This is a genomic window from Acidovorax sp. Root267, from assembly GCF_001429215.1.
Classification (GTDB): Bacteria; Pseudomonadota; Gammaproteobacteria; order Burkholderiales; family Burkholderiaceae_C; genus Acidovorax; species Acidovorax radicis.
This window is the reverse complement of sequence record NZ_LMJC01000012.1, coordinates 644,643-665,106: the sequence shown is the minus strand read 5'-3', so window position 1 is coordinate 665,106 and position 20,464 is coordinate 644,643. Positions and strand designations below refer to the sequence as shown.

12 protein-coding genes are annotated in these 20,464 nt (G+C 67.1%); 2 read left to right on the top strand and 10 right to left on the bottom strand.

Annotated features, from left to right (window positions below; translation table 11 throughout):
• Window positions 1-24: 24 nt before the first annotated feature.
• The 10 genes from ASE39_RS12470 to glnE all read right to left on the bottom strand — a co-directional run bounded on the left by ASE39_RS12470 (window position 25) and on the right by glnE (window position 15,341).
• Window positions 25-1,248 carry a cyclopropane-fatty-acyl-phospholipid synthase family protein gene (locus ASE39_RS12470; RefSeq protein WP_057271473.1) on the bottom strand — a complete coding sequence of 408 codons (1,224 nt, stop codon included), beginning with the start codon at window positions 1,246-1,248 and terminating at the stop codon, window positions 25-27.
• 26 nt (window positions 1,249-1,274) lie between these two features.
• Window positions 1,275-2,063, bottom strand: a complete 789-nt coding sequence (locus ASE39_RS12465) for a DUF1365 domain-containing protein (RefSeq protein ID WP_057271319.1) — start codon at window positions 2,061-2,063, stop codon at window positions 1,275-1,277.
• Window positions 2,060-3,379 carry an FAD-dependent oxidoreductase gene (locus ASE39_RS12460; protein WP_057271318.1) on the bottom strand — a complete coding sequence of 440 codons (1,320 nt, stop codon included), beginning with the start codon at window positions 3,377-3,379 and terminating at the stop codon, window positions 2,060-2,062. Before ASE39_RS12460 ends, ASE39_RS12465 begins: the two co-directional genes overlap by 4 nt.
• Before the next feature lie 244 nt (window positions 3,380-3,623).
• Window positions 3,624-4,211 (bottom strand): glutathione peroxidase, encoded by a 588-nt coding sequence (locus tag ASE39_RS12455; protein ID WP_057271317.1) that lies wholly within the window; start codon window positions 4,209-4,211, stop codon window positions 3,624-3,626.
• 299 nt (window positions 4,212-4,510) lie between these two features.
• Window positions 4,511-5,716, bottom strand: a complete 1,206-nt coding sequence (locus ASE39_RS12450; protein WP_057271316.1) for a hypothetical protein — start codon at window positions 5,714-5,716, stop codon at window positions 4,511-4,513.
• 137 nt (window positions 5,717-5,853) lie between these two features.
• Window positions 5,854-8,964: an efflux RND transporter permease subunit gene (locus ASE39_RS12445; protein WP_057271315.1), complete on the bottom strand. Its 3,111-nt coding sequence runs from the start codon at window positions 8,962-8,964 to the stop codon at window positions 5,854-5,856.
• Window positions 8,965-8,976: 12 nt separating this feature from the next.
• A complete protein-coding gene (locus ASE39_RS12440; protein ID WP_057271314.1) occupies window positions 8,977-10,191 on the bottom strand; it encodes an efflux RND transporter periplasmic adaptor subunit in 1,215 nt (404 codons plus the stop codon).
• A gap of 189 nt (window positions 10,192-10,380) precedes the next feature.
• Complete coding sequence (locus ASE39_RS12435) at window positions 10,381-11,766, bottom strand: efflux transporter outer membrane subunit (protein WP_057271313.1); 1,386 nt, start codon at window positions 11,764-11,766, stop codon at window positions 10,381-10,383.
• On the bottom strand, window positions 11,763-12,488 hold the full coding sequence (locus ASE39_RS12430) for a CerR family C-terminal domain-containing protein (protein WP_057271312.1): 726 nt from the start codon (window positions 12,486-12,488) through the stop codon (window positions 11,763-11,765). The genes ASE39_RS12435 and ASE39_RS12430 overlap by 4 nt, the downstream gene beginning before the upstream one ends.
• Window positions 12,489-12,593: 105 nt before the next feature.
• The gene (glnE, locus tag ASE39_RS12425; RefSeq protein WP_057271472.1) at window positions 12,594-15,341 is read right to left on the bottom strand and encodes a bifunctional [glutamate--ammonia ligase]-adenylyl-L-tyrosine phosphorylase/[glutamate--ammonia-ligase] adenylyltransferase; all 2,748 of its coding nucleotides are present in this window, start codon (window positions 15,339-15,341) and stop codon (window positions 12,594-12,596) included.
• 98 nt (window positions 15,342-15,439) lie between these two features.
• On the opposite strand from glnE, the gene ASE39_RS12420 reads away from it, so the two are divergent.
• Entirely contained in the window at window positions 15,440-19,591 is a 4,152-nt protein-coding gene (locus tag ASE39_RS12420; RefSeq protein ID WP_057271311.1) for a YhdP family protein, read from the top strand.
• Window positions 19,591-20,406: a carbon-nitrogen hydrolase family protein gene (locus tag ASE39_RS12415; protein WP_057271310.1), complete on the top strand. Its 816-nt coding sequence runs from the start codon at window positions 19,591-19,593 to the stop codon at window positions 20,404-20,406. The genes ASE39_RS12420 and ASE39_RS12415 overlap by 1 nt, the downstream gene beginning before the upstream one ends.
• Window positions 20,407-20,464 lie beyond the last annotated feature (58 nt).

Here is a 20,464-nt window from a genome sequence, read left to right as displayed (position 1 = left end):
TAATAGCTATGTTTTTCATAGCAATCAGTCTTTCACCAGCGTGTACTGCACCAGGTCGATGTTGCTCATCGCAAACGCCGCTTCGCAGTAGGCGAGGTAGAACTCCCAGATGTGCATGAAGCGCTGATCGAAGCCCAGCTGCAGAATCTGTGCGCGCTGGGCCAGGAAGCGCTCGCGCCAGCGTTTGAGGGTCTCGGCGTAGTCCTGGCCAAACGCAAACTCGTCCACCACACGCAGCCCTGCGGCCTCGGCCTCGCGGCGGAACTCCCGGGGGCAAGGCAGGCAACCGCCGGGGAAGATGTACTGCTGGATGAAATCCGTGGAGCTGATGTAGCGGTCGAACAGGCTGTCGTCGATGACGATGCTCTGGACGCACGCCTTGCCGCCGGGCTTGAGCAGGCGGTTCACCGACTGGAAATAGGTGGGCCAGTATTCGCGGCCCACGGCCTCGACCATTTCGATGGAGCAGATCGCGTCGTAGGGGCCGTCGTGGATGTCACGGTAGTCCTGCAAGCGCAGGTCGGCCTTGGCTTGCACCCCATGCGCCGCCATGCGCTTTTGCGCAAACGCCAGCTGCTCGGTGGACAGCGTGACGCCGGTGAGGGATGCGCCGAATTCAGTGGTCGCCATCTCGGCCAAGGCGCCCCAGCCGCAGCCAATCTCCAGCACCCGGTCACCGGCCTGCACACCCGCCATGCGCAGCGCACGGCGCACCTTGGCATGTTGCGCGGTGCGCATGTCGCCGCCCGCATCGCCCTCGAACCAGGCGGACGAGTAGTTCATCGTGTCGTCCAGCCACAGCTCGTAGAACGCGTTGCCCAGGTCGTAATGGGCGTGGATGTTCTTCTGGCTGTTGCTGCGCGTGTTGCGGTTGAGCAGGTGCTTGATGCGGTACAGCAGACGCCCGACCCAGGTGCCGTAGATCACGCCTTCGACCTGCTGGCGGTTGGCGACAAAGAGCTTGAGCAGGTCGGTCAGGTGCGGCGTGGTCCAGTCGCCCGCGATATAGCTCTCGGCAAAACCGATGTCGCCCGACCGGAGCGCGGCGCTGCACACGTTCCAGTTCTTGAGTGTGATGGCGGCCGAGGGGCCGTTGCCCTGTCCGAAGTGCTGCAGCGTGCCATCGGGCAACTGCACCGTGAGGTGGCCGTGCTGCAGCCGCTGCAGCAGCTTGAGCGCGGTGCGTGCCGCAGCAGGGGTGCCAACAGGCAGCGTCGGGGCAGAGCGGGGGGCGGTGGTGGAGTTCATGGCGGCGTTCTCGTTCGTCATGGAATTCAGCGGGTCACGATGGAGGCAGGCGCCTCGGGCTTGCGGTGGAAACGCACACGCTTGAGCCACAGCCGCAGCGCATGCCAGTGGATGCGGGCAATGATGGCCAGCGTCATGGCGGGGTAGCCCCAGAGCGCCTGGCGCAAGGTCTGGGGTGTGACGGCCTGCAGGGTGCCGCTCACGCTGGTCTGGATGAGCGGGCCGGTGTCGTCGTCGTGGTCGATGCGCACCACGGTGCGGCCCGCGTCCTGTACCCCGGCCTCGGTGCGCATGAAGCGAAAGCGGTAGCCGCCGCCCACCTCGCAGAACGGCGACACATGGAACACCTTGCGCGCCTGCTGCTCCACGCCGTACCGCGGGGCATCCAGCAGGTAACAGTGGCGCTCGCCAAAGGTGTTGTTCACCTCCACCACGATGGCGCGCAGGCTGCCGTCGGCACGGTGGCAGTACCAGAAGCTCACGGGCTTGAAGGTGTAGCCCAGCACCCGCGGGTAACAGTGCAGCCAAACCTCGCCCGTGGCGTCGATGACGCCTTCGGTGCGCAGCAGCTCGTCCAACCACGCCAGCGCCCCGCCTTGCGCGGCGCTGCGGCCGTCGCCGTGGTCCACATCATGAAAGCTGATGGCGCCGCGCCGGTTCACGGCCAGTTCGCTGCGCAGGCCCGGCAGGCTGCGCATCGGCAGCATGAGGAAAAACGTGGGGTAGGCAAACGCGTGCCGCCGAGGCCGCAGCCGCGTGTGGCGCACCTGGCCGAAGCCGATGAGGGGCGCTGCGGGCGCGGGTTGGAGGCTCACGCAGCCTCCGCCAGGGGGGCTGGCAGGGCGGCCAGCAATTGCTCGGCCACGGCCAGGCCCGACTTGAGGCCGTCTTCGTGGAATCCATAGCCCGTCCAGGCGCCGCAGAACCAGGTGTGCTGCTGTCCCTGGAGCTTGCCCACCTGCTGCTGCGCGCGGATGGCGGCCATGTCGAACACCGGGTGCGCGTACTCGTAGCTGCCGATCACGTGTTCGGGTGCAATGTCGCGCACCGGGTTGAGCGACACCACCACGGGCTGGGCAAAGGGCACGGGCTGCAACTGGTTGATGAGGTAGTGCAGGCACACGCTGGCCGACTCGCGACTGCGCTGCGGGGCGCGCTCGTAGTTCCACGCAGCCCAGGCGGCGCGGCGCGCGGGCAGCACGGACGTATCGGTGTGAAGCACGGCGCGGTTGGCCTGGTAGCGGATGGCGCCGAGCACGGCGCGCTCCTGCGTCGTCGGCTGGGCCAGCAGCGCAAGCGACTGGTCCGAATGCGTGGCCAGCACCACCTTGTCGAAGTGTTCTGTGTGGCCAGCAGTCACCACGCGCACACCAGCTGCATCGCGCTCGATGCGACGCACGGGGGTGTTCAGGCGCTTGTCGACAATGCCCGCCACGATCTTGTCCACGTAGTGGCGCGCACCACCGGACACCGTCCACCACTGTGGGCGGTTGCTCACCTGGATCAGGCCATGGTTGTGACAGAACCGGATCATGGTGGCCACGGGGAACTTGAGCATCTGGTCGGTGGGGCAGCTCCAGATGCAGCCCAGCATGGGCAAGAAATACCAGTCGCGGAACGCGTCGCCAAAGCGGTGCTCGCGCAAGAAATCGCCCAGCGGCTGCATCAGCGCGGCCTCGGCCTGCTTTTCGGCGATGCGCGTGCACAGCTTGTTGAAGCGCAGCAGGTCGCGCAGCATGCCCAGGAAGCGCGGATTGACCAGGTTGGAACGCTGGGCAAACACCGTGCTGAGGTTGGTGCCGCTCCATTCCAGCGCGCGGCCACCGCCAGGGCCACCCAGGGCACTCGGCACCTGCACCGAGAACGACATGTCGGACTTGGCGGTTTCTACGCCCAGTTCGGCCAGCAGACGGATCAGGTGGGGGTAGGTGCGCTCGTTGAACACCAGGAAGCCGGTGTCCACGCCATGCGTGACGGGCGTGCCCGACGCGTCGGGCAACGTCACGTCCACCGTATGGGTGTGGCCGCCAAAGTAGTCGCTGGCTTCAAACAGCGTGATGTCCGCCTGGCCGCGCAGCTGGTGCGCGACCGCCAGCCCGGAGATGCCGGAACCGATGATGGCGATTTTCATGGCCGGCTCCCTCTGGCCGGTACCTGGAATAAAAAGGTTGCGAAGCTTCCCGAAACGAATAAGAGAGGGAGGGAGGAGAAGCGCTCCAGGAGGTCAGTCGGAACCCGGGGGCCCGAAAGGCTTCGCAACACTAAAACTGTACGTCGCGCAATCGTCTTGCGCAATAGATAGAGTGGGGTTGCGCTGGCGAAGTTCCAGAGCATGCCCTGGTTTTTTTTAAAGAAACGTAAAGAAAGCATTGCAATTACCTCGTAGCGGCAACAGCAAGTTGCTGTTCGATGGCGCGCACGAGGCCCTTGTTGTCAGGGGCAGTGAGGCTGGAGTAGTTGTCCACCAGCTTGCCGTCGCGGCCCAGCAGGTATTTGTGGAAGTTCCAGCGCGGCGCCGTGCCGGACAGTTGTGCCAGCTGGCGAAACAGCGGCGAGGCTTCTGCCCCTTTGACGCTGCTCTTTGCAAACATGGGAAATTTCACGCCAAAAGTGTTTTCGCAGAAATCTGCGATCTGCTGGTTGCTGCCGGTCTCCTGCGAAAAGTCGTTGGACGGAAAGCCCAGCACGACCAGCCCCTTGTCCTTGTAGCGGGCATACAGCTCTTCCAGCCCTTTGTACTGGCCGGTGAAGCCACAAAAACTCGCGGTATTGACCACCAGCACCACCCGGCCAGCGTACTGGCACAGCGACTGGGGTTTTTCATCCTGCAGCCTGGCAAACGTGTGCTGCAGCGTGGCCGGACAGCTTTCGGCATCCGCCGCGTGGGCCAAGGGCACATGGCCGACCGTTGCCAGGAGGAAAAGGCTGGCGACCGAAAGAAGGCGTCTGAAAGAGGTGTTCATAGGGCTTGGGGCGCAGTGGTATGGGCAATTTAACCATTCCATCATTTTTTGTCCACATGAGTTTTTATTTGGACTGATTGGTATACGAATGCCCGCACCCAATGGATTCAAAGCTCTGCGGCTTCAATGGTTATTGCCGGCGCAGGCGAAGGCAGGGCGGCACGGGCCGCACAGGTGCTACCGTCGCGGCAGGGGATGGGGGAAAGAAAGACGGGCAGAAGCTGCTCGTGGATGGCGCCGGGCGTCAAGCCCGTCCACCCGTTGCAGGCGGAATGCCGCGCCTGCGGCTCAGAGGCTGTTCAGCCCAGGTTGAGCAAACGGTCCAGCGAGAGCTTGACCCGCACGTCCTTGAAAGCTACCACACCCGTGACTTTCCAGGGGGGCATGCCGGTGTCGCGGGGAATGGGCTCCCCTGTCGGCATGCCGTCGCGGTTGGTCACCACCGCCACCTTGGGCGTGGTGGCCGTCGTACCCCGGCGGATGACGACACCCACCTCCTGGCTGGCCAACCGCACAAAGGCCCCTGGCGGATACACGCCAAGCGTCTTGACGAGCGCGGCACCGGCCTCGTCCACCTGGTGCTCTTCATCGTAGTAGCTCGCCTGCATGGCCGCCGTGACCGGCATGGGCCAGCGGGCCGCGCGGGGTGCCATCCGCGCACCAAATATGTCGGCGCGCTGCAAAAGGCGGGCCATTTGCTGGGGTTCCGTCTTCTTGGCCAGCGGGCCAGGGGTGCGGTGGTGGTGGCAGCGCACCGCCTCCAGCCACACAGGGTCGGCCACGCCGAGCGTGCGCAGCAACGCCTCGGAACGCTCTGCATGGCTCTCCACCGCGGCAATCTGCACAGCCGTGAGCGGATGGGTCTGCTGGGCCAGTTGGTCCTGCAGCTCGGTCATGGCAATGTTCATGGAGAGCGCCGCGTGGCCCAACTGCTGCACGCGGGCCTCGGGCCAGCGCAGCATTTCGCGCGCCACCACCATGCACACGCAGCACACCAGCATCGAATGCGTGGCGCTGTACATGCGGGTTTCCTGCACCGACAGGTAGATCAGGGCCAGCAGCGTGGCGTCGGGAGTTTGCTCGCAGTGGCGGACCAGCTCGTCATGCAGCATCTGGAAGCGCCCGCCAAAATCATGGGGCGAGGGCGCGCGCAGCAATTGTGTGGCACGCAGCTGCAGCTCGGGCCAGTCAGGCAGGGTCTTGCCACCGCGTCCCCGCCCACCCGCGTCGTCGGCCGCCGTCATCTTCATCGCCGCAATTTCACCCAGATTGGTGTCTGCGATCAGCATGCGCTGCAACTGCGCCAGGTAGGCCCGGTGGCTGTCGCCGGACTCATCGGTATCCACGCACAGTTGCCGGCCTCGGCCCACCATCGTGGCCAGCTCTTCCCGGGTGCGGATGACATACCCCTTTTGCGCCAGCAACACGCCATCGGCACCCCGCAGCACAAAAGGCAGGGGATGGCCGAGCTGGATGGATTCGATGTTCAGGCTGACGAGGTTCATGGTGCTCGTTACATTATCTAACGGCCACACGCCCGGCTAAGCCGGGGCAACCCTGGGGATTGCCCGCTTTTTCAGACGAATAGGGGAGCCCGGGCGAAGCGGATGCCGCTTTCTGCCACGCCGGCGCCCCGTCCACGTCATCCCGCTGGCGGCGGTGTCGCAGGCAACTCGGCTGCCGGAGCATGGTGCGCCCCACGCAGCCGCCGGAGGGTCCGGCCGAACCACTGCCCCAAGTCGTCCACCCCGGTGAACACGGCCGGAATGACCAGCAGGCTCAGCAGTGTCGAGGTGATCAGGCCACCGATCACTGCCACCGCCATCGGCGAACGGAAGCTAGCGTCGGCCGCGCCGATGCCCAACGCAATGGGCAGCATGCCCGCACCCATGGCCAGCGTGGTCATGATGATGGGCCGCGCGCGCTTGTGGCACGCGTCGATCAGCGCCTCGAAGCGCGTCATGCCGTGCTCGCGCCGCGCCAGGATGGCGTACTCGACCAGCAGGATGGAGTTCTTGGTGGCGATGCCCATGAGCATGATCAGCCCGATGAGCGAGGGCATCGAGAAGCTCTTTTGCGCGATCAAGAGGCCCACGAACGCGCCGCCCAGCGACAGCGGCAGCGCCGCCAGGATGGTCACCGGGTGCAGGAAGTCCTTGAACAGCAGCACCAGCACGATGTAGATGCACAGCACGCCGGTGAGCATGGCCAGGCCAAAGCTGGCGAACAGCTCGCCCATCATCTCGGCGTCGCCGATGGTGATCTGGCGCACGCCGGGCGGCAGGTTCTTGATGGAGGGCAGCGCCTCCACGGCCTTGGTCACGTCGCCCAGTGGCTGGCCCGACAGCTCGATCTCGAAGTTCACGTTGCGCGCGCGGTCGTAGCGGTCGACCACGGCCGGGCCGCCGCTGAACTCCAGCGTGGCCACCTGGCCGAGCATCACCGGGCCCTTGCTGCCGGGCACGGCCAGGCGCTCGAGCAGCGACAGGTCCTGGCGCGCGTCGTCCCGCAGCTTGACCACGATGGGCACCTGGCGCGAGGCCAGGTTGAGCTTGGGCAGCGACACGTCGTAGTCGCCCACGGTGGCGATGCGCAGGGTCTCGGCGATGGCGCTGCTGGTCACGCCCAGGTCGGCAGCACGCGCGAAGTCCGGTCGCACCGCAATCTCGGAACGCACCAGGCTGGCGGTGGACGAGATGCTGCCCAGGCCGGGGATGGTGCGCAGGTCTTTTTCGACCGCGAGGGCCGCCGTGGTCAGCGCCTGCGGGTCGTCGCCCGAGAGCACCAGCACGTACTTCTCGCCCGAGCCGCCCAGGCCCACCTTGCTGCGCACGCCCGGCAGGGTCTCCAGCGCGGCGCGGATGTGGTTCTCGATGCCCTGCTTGCGCGGCCTGTCGCCGCGCTCGGCCAGCAAGATAGTGAGCGTGGCCTTGCGCGTCTCGGCCCCGGCGCCGCCCATGAAGGGGTCGGCCCCCGCCGAACCGCCGCCGATGGTGGTGTACACGCTCTTCACATGCTCGACCTTGGCGATGCGCGCGCGCGCGTCTTCGGACACGGCGCGGGTCTGCGCCAGCGTGGCGCCGGGCGGCAGCTCCAGGTACACCTGGGTCTGCGAGTTGTCATCCGGCGGGATGAAGCCCGTGGGCAGCAGAGGGATCAGCGCCAGCGAGCCGATGAAGAACGCGCCGGTGGCGATGAAGGTGATCCAGCGGTGCTTGACGCACCATGCCGCCCAGCGCAGGTAAACCGTCATCCATCGCGGGTCTTTGTGATCGTCCACGATGGGTTTGAGGATGTAAGCAGCCATCATGGGCGTGAGCACGCGCGCCACCACCAGGCTGGCAAACACCGCGAGCGACGCCGTCCAGCCGAACTGCTTGAAGAACTTGCCGGCGATGCCGCTCATGAAGGCCGTGGGCAAAAACACCGCGATCAGCGTGAACGTGGTGGCCACCACGGCCAGGCCAATTTCGTCGGCCGCTTCCATGGCCGCCTGGTAAGGCGTCTTCCCCATGCGCAGGTGGCGCACGATGTTCTCGACCTCCACGATGGCATCGTCCACCAGGATGCCCACCACCAGCGACATCGCCAGCAGCGTGATCACGTTGATGGAAAAGCCCAGCAGGTGCATGCCGATGAACGCCGGGATCACCGACAGGGGCAGCGCCACGGCCGACACGAACGTGGCACGCCAGTCGCGCAAAAAGAGCCACACCACCAGCACGGCCAGCAGGGCGCCTTCATACAGCAGGTGCATGGAGCCGTCGTATTCCTCCTGCACCGGCTGCACGAAATTGAAGGCCTCGGTGATTTCCAGGTCCGGATGCTGCGCACGCATCTCCTTGAGCGCCGCCTGCACGGCACCGCCCACCTCGATCTCGCTCGCACCCTTGCTGCGCGCCACCTCGAAGCCCACCACGGGCTTGCCGTTGAGCAGGGCCAGCGCGCGCGGCTCGGCAATCGTGTCCGACACCGTGGCCACTTGATCGAGCCGCACATGGCGGCCGTCCGACAGCGACAGCGTGAGGCTGGCCAGCTCCTGCGCCGACTGCACCGTGGCCAGCGTGCGCACGGGCTGTTCGCTCCCGCCCAGGTCGGTGCGACCGCCCGCGCTCTCGGTCTGCACCAGGCGCAGCTGGCGCGACACATCGGCCGCCGAGGCGTTGAGGGCCTGCAGTTTGACCGGGTCCAGCGACACATGCACCTGCCGGTCCACGCCGCCCACGCGGTTGACCGCGCCCACACCCCGCACCGTGAGTAACTTCTTGGCCACGGCGTCGTCCACAAACCAGGACAACGCCTCGTTGTCCATGCGGGTCGAGGCGATCGTGAAGGCCAGCACAGGCTGCGCAGCCAGGTCCATCTTGGTCACGATGGGGTCGCGCACGTCGCCCGGCAGATCGCCGCGCACGCGTGCCACGGCGGAGCGCACGTCATCCAGCGCCTCCTGTGTGGGTTTTTCGAGCCGGAACTCGGCCGTGATGGTGGCGCCGCCGTCCTGCACCTTGGTGTAGATGTGCTTCAAGTCCTGCAGCGTGGCGATGCTGTTCTCGATCTTGCGCGCCACATCGTTTTCAAGCTGCGCGGGCGAGGCGCCCGGCAGCGCCACGGTCACGGAGATCGTGGGCAGGTCGATGTCCGGGAAGTTCTGCACCTTCATGGCGTTGAAGGACAGCAGGCCGCCGAAGGTCAGCAGCACAAACAGCATCAAGGCCGGTATCGGGTTCTTGATAGACCAGGTGGATACATTCATGTGGAATGCTCCTCAATTGATAGCTGCAAAAGATTTATCAACAAGCGCTAGAGCCATTTTTTGCTTGAAACCTGGCGCCTCGGACGTGCTGCTGGGCGCTGGAACTGGCGCCGGCGTGTTCGCCACACGCACCAGATCGCCGTCGTTCAAGAAGCCCGCGCCACGAACCGCTACCGAAGCGTTGGCGTCCAGGCCCGACAACACCTCGACCCGGTCGGCCACGCGCCGGCCGGTCTGCACCTTGCGCTGCTGCACGCGCTGCTCGGCGCCCACCACAAACACGTACGAGAAACCATCGCGCACCACCAGCGCCTCTTGCGGCACGGTAAGCGCCTCGCTGGCACCCAACGCAAAGTCACCCCGCGCGAACATGCCCGCACGGAAATCACCGTTGAGTGGCAGATCGACATACACCAGCACATTGCGCGTCTGCGGGTCCACCGTGGGTGCCACCATGCGCACCGTGCCTTCGGCCGTGGCGCCGCTGGCCGCCGTCACGCTGACCTTGGCGCCCGGCGCAATGCGGCGCAGCTCGGTGGACGTGACTTCGGCGCGCCATTCGAGGCGCCCTTTGCGCACCATGCGGAAGAGCTCGGTGCCTGCACCCACCACCGCGCCCACGGTGGCCGTGCGGGCCGAGATCACGCCGCTGTCGGGCGCCAGCACCTGCGTGTACTTCAGGCGCAACTGCTGTGCGTTCAGCGTGGCCTTGGCGGCCTCCACCCGGGCCTGTGCGGTCTTCTCGGCCGTGGTGTACTGCTGGATCTGCTGCTGGCTCAAGGCGCCCGTGGCCTGCAGCGAGCGGGCCCGGTCGGCATTGGCGGCGGCTTCGGCCGCATTGGCCTGGGCTTCGAGCAGGCTGGCGCGCATCTGCGCCACGTCGGCCTGCACCGTTTCGGCCGAGAAGGTGGCGAGCACCTGGCCGGCCTTGACCACGTCACCCACATTCACCCGCACATCGGTCAGGCGCAGTCCATTGCTTTCGGCGCCGATGCTGGCTTCCTGCCAGGCAGCGACGTTGCCGTTGGCCGCCAGGCGCAGGGGCACGGAGGTGCGCTGCGGCTGGGCCGTGCTTACCGTGAGTGCGGGGCGCGATTGGTTCGCCTTGGGTTCATCGGCCGCGCGCGACGCGCCCGAGAAAACCAGGGCACCTCCCGCGGCCAGCACACAGGCGGCGATCACGGCGAAGGCCGTGGGAGAGAACTTGAAGGAAGAGAAATTTTGCATTTACTTTCGTCCTGAAGAATTCATATCAGCTTTCCACAGCGCTACGCGCCACCCGCACGGGATGAAACTGGCGCGGCCCAGGCCCGTGCCCCCGTGCAAGGGCCGCCCCGCCGCACCGGGGGCGTCCCCCTCCCGACTCGCGCAGCGGGTCGAGAGAGGGGGAAGGCGCGAAGCGACTCAGGGGGTGTTTCATTCTTTCCAGCCACCGCCTGCAGCGCGGTACAGCGAAACCCAGGCGGCCTGGCGTTCGTGCTGCAGCGCGATCAGCGCGTTCTCGGCCGCCAAGGACGTGCGCCGGGCGTCTTCCAGCTCCACCAGGCTCGCCAGCCCGCCGCGCCAGCGCGCCTCTGTGGCATCGAACGAGGTGCGGTAGCCTGCCGCCGCCACCCGCGCACTGGTATTGCGCTCGGCCGTGCTCTGCAGCCGCACCAGCGCCTGCTCGACCTCGCTCACGGCCTGGCGCACCTTGGCGCGGTAGAGCGCAGCGGCCTCGTCGTAGCGTGCCTGCGCCGCATCCACCTGGGCGCCGCGGCGGCCGCCGTCGAACAGCGGCACACTCAACGCCAGCGGACCGATGGTCCAGGTGTTCAGGTCGGTCGTCACGCCACCACTGCGCACCCAGGCCGTGCCCACCGAGCCGCTGAGCGACAGGCGTGGGTAACGCTGGGCCTGTGCACTGCCCACTTCGGCGCTGGCAGCGGCGACTTCGCGCTCGGCGTTATACACATCGGGGCGCTGGGCCAGCACTTGGGCGGGCAGGGCGGCAATGGTGAACAGGGTGTCGGGCGCGGCGGATGCCGGTGTGGACAGGCGTGCGCGCAACGCAGGCTCTTCCCACCCGGTCAGCGCCACCATGGTCTTGACTTCGACATCGCATTGCATGCGCTGCTGCGATGCGCGCGCCTGCGCTTCGGCGGCGCTGGCGCGCGCCAGGGCGGCGGTGGCGGGCGCCGTGAAACCGACACGTTCGCTGAGGTCGGACAGCCGCGAGGTTTCTCCGCGCGACTGCGCATCGCGCTCGGCCACACGCAGCTGCTCCAGACAGGTGCGCAGGCTGCTCGTCTGCTGCGCCACCTCGGCGGCCACACTCACGCGGGCCTCATGCCACAGCGCCTGGGCGCCCGCCAGGCGCTGGTCGGCCGCCGTCTTGGTGGCCCGGTTGGCGCCGAAGAGGTCGATCTCCCAGCTCGCCTGCAGCCCGGCCTGCGCGGTGGTGGCGATGCCCGCGAGCTGCTCGTTGAAACCCCGGCTGGCGCTGGCCTGTGCATCGAGCGACGGCAGCAGCGCGGCACGGCTGGCCACTTGCGTGGCACGCGCCTGCGCAATGCGGGACTGGGCCTGCGCCACGCCGGGGCTGATGGCTTGCGCGGCATCGATGAGCTCGACGAGCAGCGGATCGCCCAGCTGCATCCACCACCGGGTCAGATCCCCCAGCGAACCCTGGTGCGGCAAGGGCGCCTGCCACGCCACAGGCGGCGTTGTGGGCACCTGGGCGGGGGGCGCCGTGACGGCACAGGCGCCCAGGGCCAGGGGCAGGCAGGCGGCCCAGAAGAATCGGGTCTTGCTCAAAGTCATGCGTTGGATTCCTTGTGCGAATTCCGTGAAGTGCGGCGCGAGGGCTGTTGTGCAGCCTGCCGCCGGGCGATCTCACCCTGCACCATGCTCAGGGCGTAACCCGTCAGTCGGTCCACCCACGCATCCACAGCCCCAGACCCCGCCAGCTGCGGTGCAATAACTTGCAGCGGGTCGCGCTGGGTCCACATCTGCATGACCAGCCCGGCCAGTGAGAAGGCGAGGCGGTGCATGTCGTCGTCCGCTGCGGCCACGCCCATGTGGCGGCACAGCACCTGGACCAGCGCCAGATGGGGGGCCCGGCACTCGCGCTCAATGAGCTCGGGCCACACATGGGTCGGGTCCAGCAGCTCGCGCACATGCAGGCGCAGCGACTGGGTCACGAGGTCATCGTGCTTGAGCGGCTCCAGAAACCCACCGAAGTAGGAGGCCAGCGCCTGCTGCAGGGTCAGCGCAGGGTCAGCAAACACCGGGATGAGATCGCTGCCGCTGCCAAAAGGCTCGTAGAACGTGGCCGTGTAGAGGCGTGCCTTGTCGCCAAAGTGGTAGGCGATCGCCGCCACGTTGGTGCCTGCCGCTTCCGCAATGGCACGCACCGAGGTCTGCGCAAAGCCCCGCTCGGAAAACAGCTGCAGTGCGGCGTGCAGCAAACGCACACGCGTATCCTCGCCATCACTGCGGGCGGTGCGCTGGGCTGCGGGAATGAAAGGGGCGCCAAAACTCATGGCACCGGATTAAACACCAGAATTCAAACAGTTGTTTGAATTAGCAAAGCAATGCCGAAAAATCAGCCCGCAAAAATGCAACGAAACGTCACGCCCGGATGCAGATCAAACGAACACCGACCTCCACAAGGCCAGCACCGCATCGCGCTCGGCCTGCAGGGCCGGGGGCGTGACCTGGGTGGGCGCCTCGTCCAGGCGCGCCACGTGCTGCACGCGCCGCAGCTCGCGGTAGGCATCCGCAGCGGCTACGCCCACACCCTGTGGCAACAGCCCCACCTGCTCGGCGCGCTGCAGCAGCGCGATGTTGCCCACATTGCCCACCAGCTCCGGGTGGTTCGCTGACTCCGAGAGCACCAGGTATTGCACGGCAAACTCCGCATCCACCATGCCGCCCGGGCTGTGTTTCACATCGAACTGCCCGGCGCGCGTAGGGTGCGCTGCGCGCACACGCTCACGCATGGCCACGATCTCCTCGCGCAGGGCGGCCGGATCGCGCTCGGAGGTGATCACGGCCTCGCGCACGGCATCAAAGCGCGCCTGCAAGGCTTCGCTGCCCATCACGAAACGCGCGCGTGTCATGGCCTGGTGTTCCCAGGTCCAGGCCGTGTTGCTGCCCCGGCGTTGCTGGTAGTTGGCATAGGCCTCAAAGCTCGTGACCAGCAGGCCCGAACTGCCATTGGGCCGCAGCGCAGTGTCGATCTCGTACAGGTCGCCCTCGCCCGTCTTCACGGTGAGCCAGTTGATGAGCTTGCGCACAAAAGCCGCGTAGACCTCGGGGGCGCGCTCATCGTCGTCGTCGAACACAAAGACGATGTCCAGGTCGCTGCCGTAGCCCAGCTCCTTGCCGCCCAGCTTGCCGTAGCCAATGATGGCGAACTGTGGACTCTCGCGGTGGCGCGTCTTGAGCCGGCTCCAGCACCACTGGGCCGTGATGCGCAGCACGCTGTCGGCCAGGGCGGACAGGTCATCCGCCACCTGCTCGACGGTGATGCGCCGCTCCACGTCGCGCGCGAGGGTGCGGAAGGTTTCCGCGTGCTGGGCGCGGCGCAGCAGGTTGAGCAAGGTTTCGTCATCGTCCTCGCCCGTGGACTGCAGCGACGCGAGCCGCACGGCCAATTCGCGCTCAAAGTCCGCCACCACAAAGCGCTCGGCGAGCAGCGAATCTCCCACCAGTTCATCGATGACACCGGGGTGCTGCAGCAGGTAGCGGGCGGGCCATTTGGCCGCACCCAGCAGGTGCAGCAATTGCTCGTGCACAGAGGGGCGCTCCAGCAGCAGTGCCAGATAGCTCTCGCGGCGCAGCAGCGGCTCCAGCCAGTTGGCCAGGCGCAGGGCAGCCTCTTCGGTGACACGGCCTTCCTTGAGCCACTGCGCGGTGCGTTGCACCAACCGGAACAGGCGGGCGCGGGCTTCGTCGCGCAGCCCCGCCACGCGCGGGTGGTTGCGCCATTCGGCCACGCGTTCGCGGAATCCGGGCGGCAAAAGCTCCAGCAGGGTGTCGAATTCCGGGGGCGCGGCAGCCACAGCGCGCGGGCCGCCACAGCCTCCGCCATTGCACTGCTTTTTGCCAGCTCCGCCCAGCAGCGTGTCGAACTCCTGGGCTACCAATTCGCGGTGCGCGTCCAGCTCGTGCAGAAAGGCGCAGCAGTCGGGATAGCCCAGGGTGTAGGCGATCCAGGCGAGGTCGTCGTCGCGCGTGGGCAGCACGTGGGTCTGCTGGTCGTCCAGGTACTGGATGCGGTGCTCCACCCGGCGCAAAAAGACATAGGCGCGCGCAAGGGCATCTGCCGTTTCCTGCGGCATGAGGCCTGCCTGGGCCAGGCGCGTGAGCGCGTCCAGCGTGGGCCGGCGACGCAGCTCGGGGAACTGACCGCCCCGCACCACCTGCAGCAGCTGCACCGTGAATTCGATCTCGCGAATGCCGCCGCGCGATAGCTTGACGTCGTTGGCGCGCTCGGGGTGGCCCGCGCTGCGCTTGGCGGCATGGTCCCGGATCTGGCGGTGCAGGGAACGCAGCGCATCAAACACGCTGTAGTCCAGATAGCGGCGGAACACAAAGGGCAGCACGACGCCCCGCAGTGCCTGCACCTCGGGGCTGGCAATGCAATCACGCGGTGCCACCACCCGGCTCTTGAGCCAGGCAAAACGTTCCCACTCGCGGCCATGCAGCTGCAGGTATTCCTCCAGCGCCGACAACGAGACGGAAGGCGGGCCAGAGTTGCCATTGGGGCGCAGCGCCAGGTCCACACGGAACACAAATCCGTGCTCGGTGGTGTCCCCCACCAGGCTGTAAATGGATTTGACCGCCCGCGCGAAGTATTCGTGGTTGGAAATGCGACCGCGGCCATCGGCTGTGCCGACAGTCTCGCCATCGTGTTCATACACGTAAATCAAATCGATGTCGCTGGAGACATTGAGCTCACGCGCGCCCAGCTTGCCCATGCCAATGATCCACAGCTGCACGGGCTGGCCATCGGGCCCGCGCGCCGCGCCGTGGCGTTCGTCCAGCTCCTGCCGCGCCTGGCGGCTGGCGCGGTCCAGCGCCAGCTCGGCCAGTTCGGTGACGGCGCGGGTGATGTCGGCGAGCGGCGCCTGCGCGTCGCAGTCCATCTGGATGAGCCGTTCCATGACAAGCTGGCGCAGCACACGCAAGGCCGTACCCGTGTCGCAACCGCGCGAGCGCAGCGCGTCATAGGCCTGCTCCATCGTGGCCATCACGGGAGCCCCGGGCGGCAACAGGGCCAGATCGCCGGCATAGCGGCGGTGCAGACGCTGGTAGAAACGCGAATGCTCCGCCAGCGGGCCCTCGGGCCGGGGCTGGTGACAACGGGGATCAGCGGGGGACGAAGACATGGCAGACATGGCAAGGGGCCACATACATAAGGACACTGGTTTGTAGTGAACCCGCGCTAAGCCTGCGGGTCATAATTCCTGCCACATTCAATCCCAACATGATCGATCCCACCACGCACCCCACCCGCCTGCTGAAAATTGTGGCAGGTCTCGCGCGGTGGTCGCTGGGTTTGCTGCTGGCATTCTGGCTGCTGCTGTCCATCGCGTGGGGGGCCCTTCATGGCTGGATTGTGCCGCGAATCGGTGATTTCCGCCCACAGCTTGAGGCGCATGCCGCACGGGCCCTGGGGGTTCCGGTCCAGATTGGCGCCATCGCGGCGCACACCGAAGGCCTGATCCCTTCCATCGAACTCTCCGATGTCACCCTGCTGGACGCTGCTGGCCGCTCTGCGCTGCGCCTTCCTCGGGTGGTGGTGGCGTTGTCGCCGCGCTCACTGCTCAAGGGCGGTTTCGAACAGCTCTACATCGAAGAGCCTGAGCTGGATGTACGCCGCACTGCAGACGGCCGCATCCAGGTGGCGGGACTGGATTTTTCCCAACAGCAGGGCGAAGACAACGCCGCAGCCGACTGGCTGTTTTCCCAGGGCGAGGTCTTCATCCGGGGCGGCACGGTGCGCTGGACCGACGAGCAGCGGGGCGCCCCGGAGCTTGCGCTGGAGAAGGTGGACCTTCTGCTGCGCAACGGCAACTGGCACCACCACATGCGCCTGGATGCCACGCCGCCTGCGGCTTGGGGAGACCGCTTCACGGTGGTCGGGCTGTTCCGCGCGCCCCTGCTGCGCGCACGCGATGGCAACTGGAAGCACTGGAACGGGCAGGTCTTCGCCGACTTTTCCCGGGTGGACGTCTCCCGGCTTCGCCACCACGCCGATGTGGGCATGGAGATCGCCCAGGGCCGGGGCGCATTGCGCGCCTGGGCCGATGTGCAGCGCGGACAGATCGTGGGCGGCACGGCCGACCTGGCGCTCGCCGATGTCAATGCCACGCTGGGCGCGGATCTGCAGGCGCTGGTGCTGCCGTCCATCCAGGGGCGGCTGGGTGGGCGCCGGCTGAACGGGGGGTTCGAGTTCTCGACCCAGGCGCTGCAATTCAAGACCGACGACGGGATCACCTGGCCCGGCGGCAACGTACGGCTTGTGCACACGGCGGCGGCCGGCAAGGCCCCCGCCCAAGGCGAATTCCGCGCCGACCGCCTGGACCTGGCCGCCCTGGCTCAGGTCGCCAGCCGCCTGCCCCTGGGTGCGACGGCACACGAAGCCGTGCGCACCTATTCACCCCACGGGCTCGTGGACGAGATCCAGGCGACCTGGAGAGGGCCGCTCGAAAACCTGCAGCAGTACCAGGTGCGCGGACGCATCCGGGGCTTGGCCCTGGCGGGGGACGCGCCGGGCAGCGCCTCCACCCAACTGGGCCTGCGCGGTGCCACGGTGGACATCGACATGACGCAGGCGGGTGGCAAGGCGGCACTGACCATTGCCTCCGGCGCCCTGGTGCTGCCCGGCGTGTTCGAAGATCCTGTGCTGCCGCTGGACCGGCTCAGCGCCGACGTGCGCTGGCAACTCGATGGCGACCGCATCGCCGTGCAGGCCAACGACGTGCAGTTCGCCAATGCCGATGCCCAGGGCGAAGCCCGGGCCACCTGGCATACCAGCGATGCGGGCAAGGTGGCGCACCGCTCGCGCTTTCCGGGGGTGCTGGACCTCACGGGCACGCTGAACCGGGCGGACGGGACGCGCGTGCACCGCTACCTGCCCCTGTCCATCCCTGCCGAGTCGCGCCATTACGTGCGCGACGCCGTGGTGGCGGGCAGCGCGAGCAACGTCCAGTTCCGGGTCAAAGGGGATCTGCACCACCTGCCGTTCAACGACCCGAAGCTGGGTGAATTCCGCATTGCAGCCCGCGTGAAGGATGTCACCTACGCCTATGTGCCCACGCAGTTGCAGCCGGCCAACACATTGCCGTGGCCAGCGCTGACCGAGCTTGCGGGCGAGCTGATCTTCGAGCGCTCCTCCATGCAGGTCCGGGGTGCCAGCGGCGGCTTTGCGGGACGCCCAGGCCTGCGCCTGTCAAAGGTAGATGCCAAGATTCCGGACCTCGCCCACACCGTGGTGGGTGTCAGTGCCGATGCCCGGGGGCCGCTGACCGAACTGCTCACGCTCATGAACACATCGCCACTGGGCCGGATGACAGGCAACGCGCTGGAGCAGGCCACCGGCAACGGCAACGCGGATTTTCAGCTGCGCCTGGCCCTGCCCATCAGCGATATCAACAAGTCCAAGGTCCAGGGCAGTGTCACGCTGGCAGGCAACGAACTGCGCATCACGCCCGACACCCCTACGCTGAGCCGGGTGCGGGGTGTGGTGCAGTTCACCGAAGCCGGTTTTTCACTCAACGCCATGCAGGCCCAGGCGTTGGGAGGGCCGGTGCGGCTGGAGGGCGGGATGCGCGCGCTGCCAGCCAATGCTCCGGCCACCGAATCGGCCGTGCAGCTTCGTGCACAGGGCACCGCCACGGCCGAGGGGCTGCAGCAGGCAACGCAGCTGGGCATGCTCTCGCAGCTGGCGCGCCGCGCCACGGGCAGCACCGCGTATTCCATGGCGCTCGCTTTTCGCCGTGGGGTGCCAGAAATACAAGTCACCACCAGCCTGCAGGGGCTGGCGCTGGCGCTGCCGGCCCCGCTGGGCAAGACGGCCGAGAGCAGCCTGCCCCTGCGTTTTGAAACCCAGGTGGCCCGCGAATCGCTGGTCGGCCTCACACACACAGGAAACGGCGGGGAAGCCCCGCCACTGCGCGATCAGATCACGCTGGACCTGGGAGCGCTGGGCTCAGCCACCTACCTGCGGGACCTGAGCGGGCCCCAGGCCCGCGTGCTGCGCGGCGCCATTGGCATCGGTCTCTCGGGTGGTGAATCGGCCCCGGTGCCTGCACAGGGGGTGGCAGCCAACATCAGCCAAGGCAAGCTGGATGTGGATGCCTGGGAAGATGTGCTGACGCAAGCGACGGGCAGCGAGCCCGCAGCACGTCCCGCCACGGCGCCGGCATCGCCGGGAACCCACAGCGTGGCACAGGATTACCTGCCGACCACGCTGGCCTTGCGCGCCCGCGAACTCACCCTGCAGGGCCGCACCCTGCACAACATCGTGGCTGGCGCGCTGCGTGAAGGCGCCACCTGGCGCGCCAACCTCGACGCCACGGAACTCAATGGCTACCTGGAATACCGCCAGCCAGGTGGCGCCGACCACCCCAACGGGCGCCTGTTTGCAAGGCTCTCGCGCGTGAACATGCCCCAGAGCGATGTGAATCAGGTCGAGGCGCTGCTGGACGAACAGCCCGGCGCCCTGCCCGCGCTGGACATCGTCGTGGACGACTTTGAATTGCGCGGCAAGCGCCTCGGGCGTGTGGAGATGGAGGCCCAGAACCGGGGTGGCGAAGGCGCACAGCGCGAATGGCGCCTCTCCAAGTTCAACATCACGGCGCCCGAAGCGAACTTCACGGCCAACGGCAACTGGGCAGTGCTGAACACCGCGGGGGTGGGTCCCCGCACACCCGACCGGCGTACCGTGCTCAACTTCAAGCTGGACATCCGCGACTCGGGCGATCTGCTGGGCCGCATGGGCATGGCCAATGTGGTCCGGCGTGGCAAGGGCCGCATGGAAGGGCAGGTGGCCTGGATCGGTGCTCCGTTCAGCCCCGACTACCGGACCATGACCGGTCAGATCAACCTGAACATCGAGTCGGGCCAGTTTCTCAAGGCCGACCCAGGCCTGGCCAAGCTGCTGGGCGTGCTGAGCCTGCAATCGCTGCCGCGCCGCCTGACGCTCGACTTCCGCGACGTGTTCAGCGAGGGGTTCGCGTTCGACTTTGTGCGCGGCGACGTGCGCATCGAGCAGGGCGTGGCCACCACGAACAACCTGCAGATGAAGGGCGTCAATGCCGCTGTGCTGATGGAGGGCAGCGCCAACATCGACCACGAAACCCAGGACCTGCGCGTGGTGGTGGTGCCCGAGATCAACGCGATGACCGCGTCCCTGGTGGCCACGGCCATCAACCCGGTCATTGGACTGGGCAGCTTCCTGGCCCAGGTGTTCCTGCGCGGCCCGCTGATCGAGGCGGCCACGCAGGAATTCCGCGTCGATGGCACCTGGGCAGACCCGCGCGTGGTGCGCGTGGCGCGCCGCAACCGCGAGTCAACCCCCGCCACCGGCACCCCAGCACGCCCCAGCACGCCCCGAACCGGAGAACCCTCATGATGAAAGTTGCCGCGATCCAGATGGTGTCGTGCACCCGGCTTGACGACAACCTGCGCGCCGCACGCGCCCTGCTGGAGCAGGCGGCCAGCGAAGGGGCCGAGCTGGCGGTTCTGCCCGAATACTTCTGCGTGATGGGCCACAAGGACACCGACAAGCTCGCCCTGCGCGAAGCCCCGGGCGAAGGTCGCATTCAGCACTTTCTGGCCAGTGCAGCGCGCGAGCTGCAGATGTGGATAGTGGGTGGCACCTTGCCCCTGTTGGCCACCACACCCGAGCGCGTGCGCAACACCACCCTGGTGTTCAACCCTAGCGGTGACTGCGTGGCACGCTACGACAAGATCCACCTCTTCTACTTCGACAACGGGCGCGAGCAGTTCCACGAAGGCCGGGTCATCGAAGCGGGCAACACCCCTGTGCAGTTCGAGCTGCCATCGCGCGATGGCCACCGCTGGCGCGTGGGCCTCTCGGTGTGCTACGACCTGCGTTTTCCCGAGCTGTACCGCGCCCACGCCAGTGCCGGTGCAGACCTGCTGCTCGTACCCAGCGCGTTCACCCACACCACCGGCCAGGCGCACTGGGAGGTGCTGTTGCGCGCCCGTGCCGTGGAGAACCTGGCCTACGTGCTGGCGCCAGCCCAGGGCGGCGTGCACGAGAATGGTCGGCACACCTGGGGCCACAGCATGCTGGTGGACCCCTGGGGCACCGTGCTCGCGCAGCAGGACCAGCTCGCGGGCGTGGTGTCGGGTGTGGTGGACCCGCAGCGCCTGCGCGACCTGCGCCTGCAATTGCCTGCCTTGTCGCACCGCGTCCTGTGAAATGAAGCACAACCCCCTGAGCGGCTGCGCCGCTTCCCACTTCTCTCGCACAGCACGC

Coding starts and splice junctions, on each gene's coding strand:
- ASE39_RS12435 (WP_057271313.1), bottom strand. CDS start 11,766: ATGACTTTGAGCAAGACCCGATTCTTCTGGGCCGCCTGCCTGCCCCTG.
- ASE39_RS12440 (WP_057271314.1), bottom strand. CDS start 10,191: ATGCAAAATTTCTCTTCCTTCAAGTTCTCTCCCACGGCCTTCGCCGTG.
- glnE (WP_057271472.1), bottom strand. CDS start 15,341: ATGTCTTCGTCCCCCGCTGATCCCCGTTGTCACCAGCCCCGGCCCGAG.
- ASE39_RS12430 (WP_057271312.1), bottom strand. CDS start 12,488: ATGAGTTTTGGCGCCCCTTTCATTCCCGCAGCCCAGCGCACCGCCCGC.
- ASE39_RS12415 (WP_057271310.1), top strand. CDS start 19,591: ATGAAAGTTGCCGCGATCCAGATGGTGTCGTGCACCCGGCTTGACGAC.
- ASE39_RS12420 (WP_057271311.1), top strand. CDS start 15,440: ATGATCGATCCCACCACGCACCCCACCCGCCTGCTGAAAATTGTGGCA.
- ASE39_RS12450 (WP_057271316.1), bottom strand. CDS start 5,716: ATGAACCTCGTCAGCCTGAACATCGAATCCATCCAGCTCGGCCATCCC.
- ASE39_RS12455 (WP_057271317.1), bottom strand. CDS start 4,211: ATGAACACCTCTTTCAGACGCCTTCTTTCGGTCGCCAGCCTTTTCCTC.
- ASE39_RS12460 (WP_057271318.1), bottom strand. CDS start 3,379: ATGAAAATCGCCATCATCGGTTCCGGCATCTCCGGGCTGGCGGTCGCG.
- ASE39_RS12445 (WP_057271315.1), bottom strand. CDS start 8,964: ATGAATGTATCCACCTGGTCTATCAAGAACCCGATACCGGCCTTGATG.
- ASE39_RS12470 (WP_057271473.1), bottom strand. CDS start 1,248: ATGAACTCCACCACCGCCCCCCGCTCTGCCCCGACGCTGCCTGTTGGC.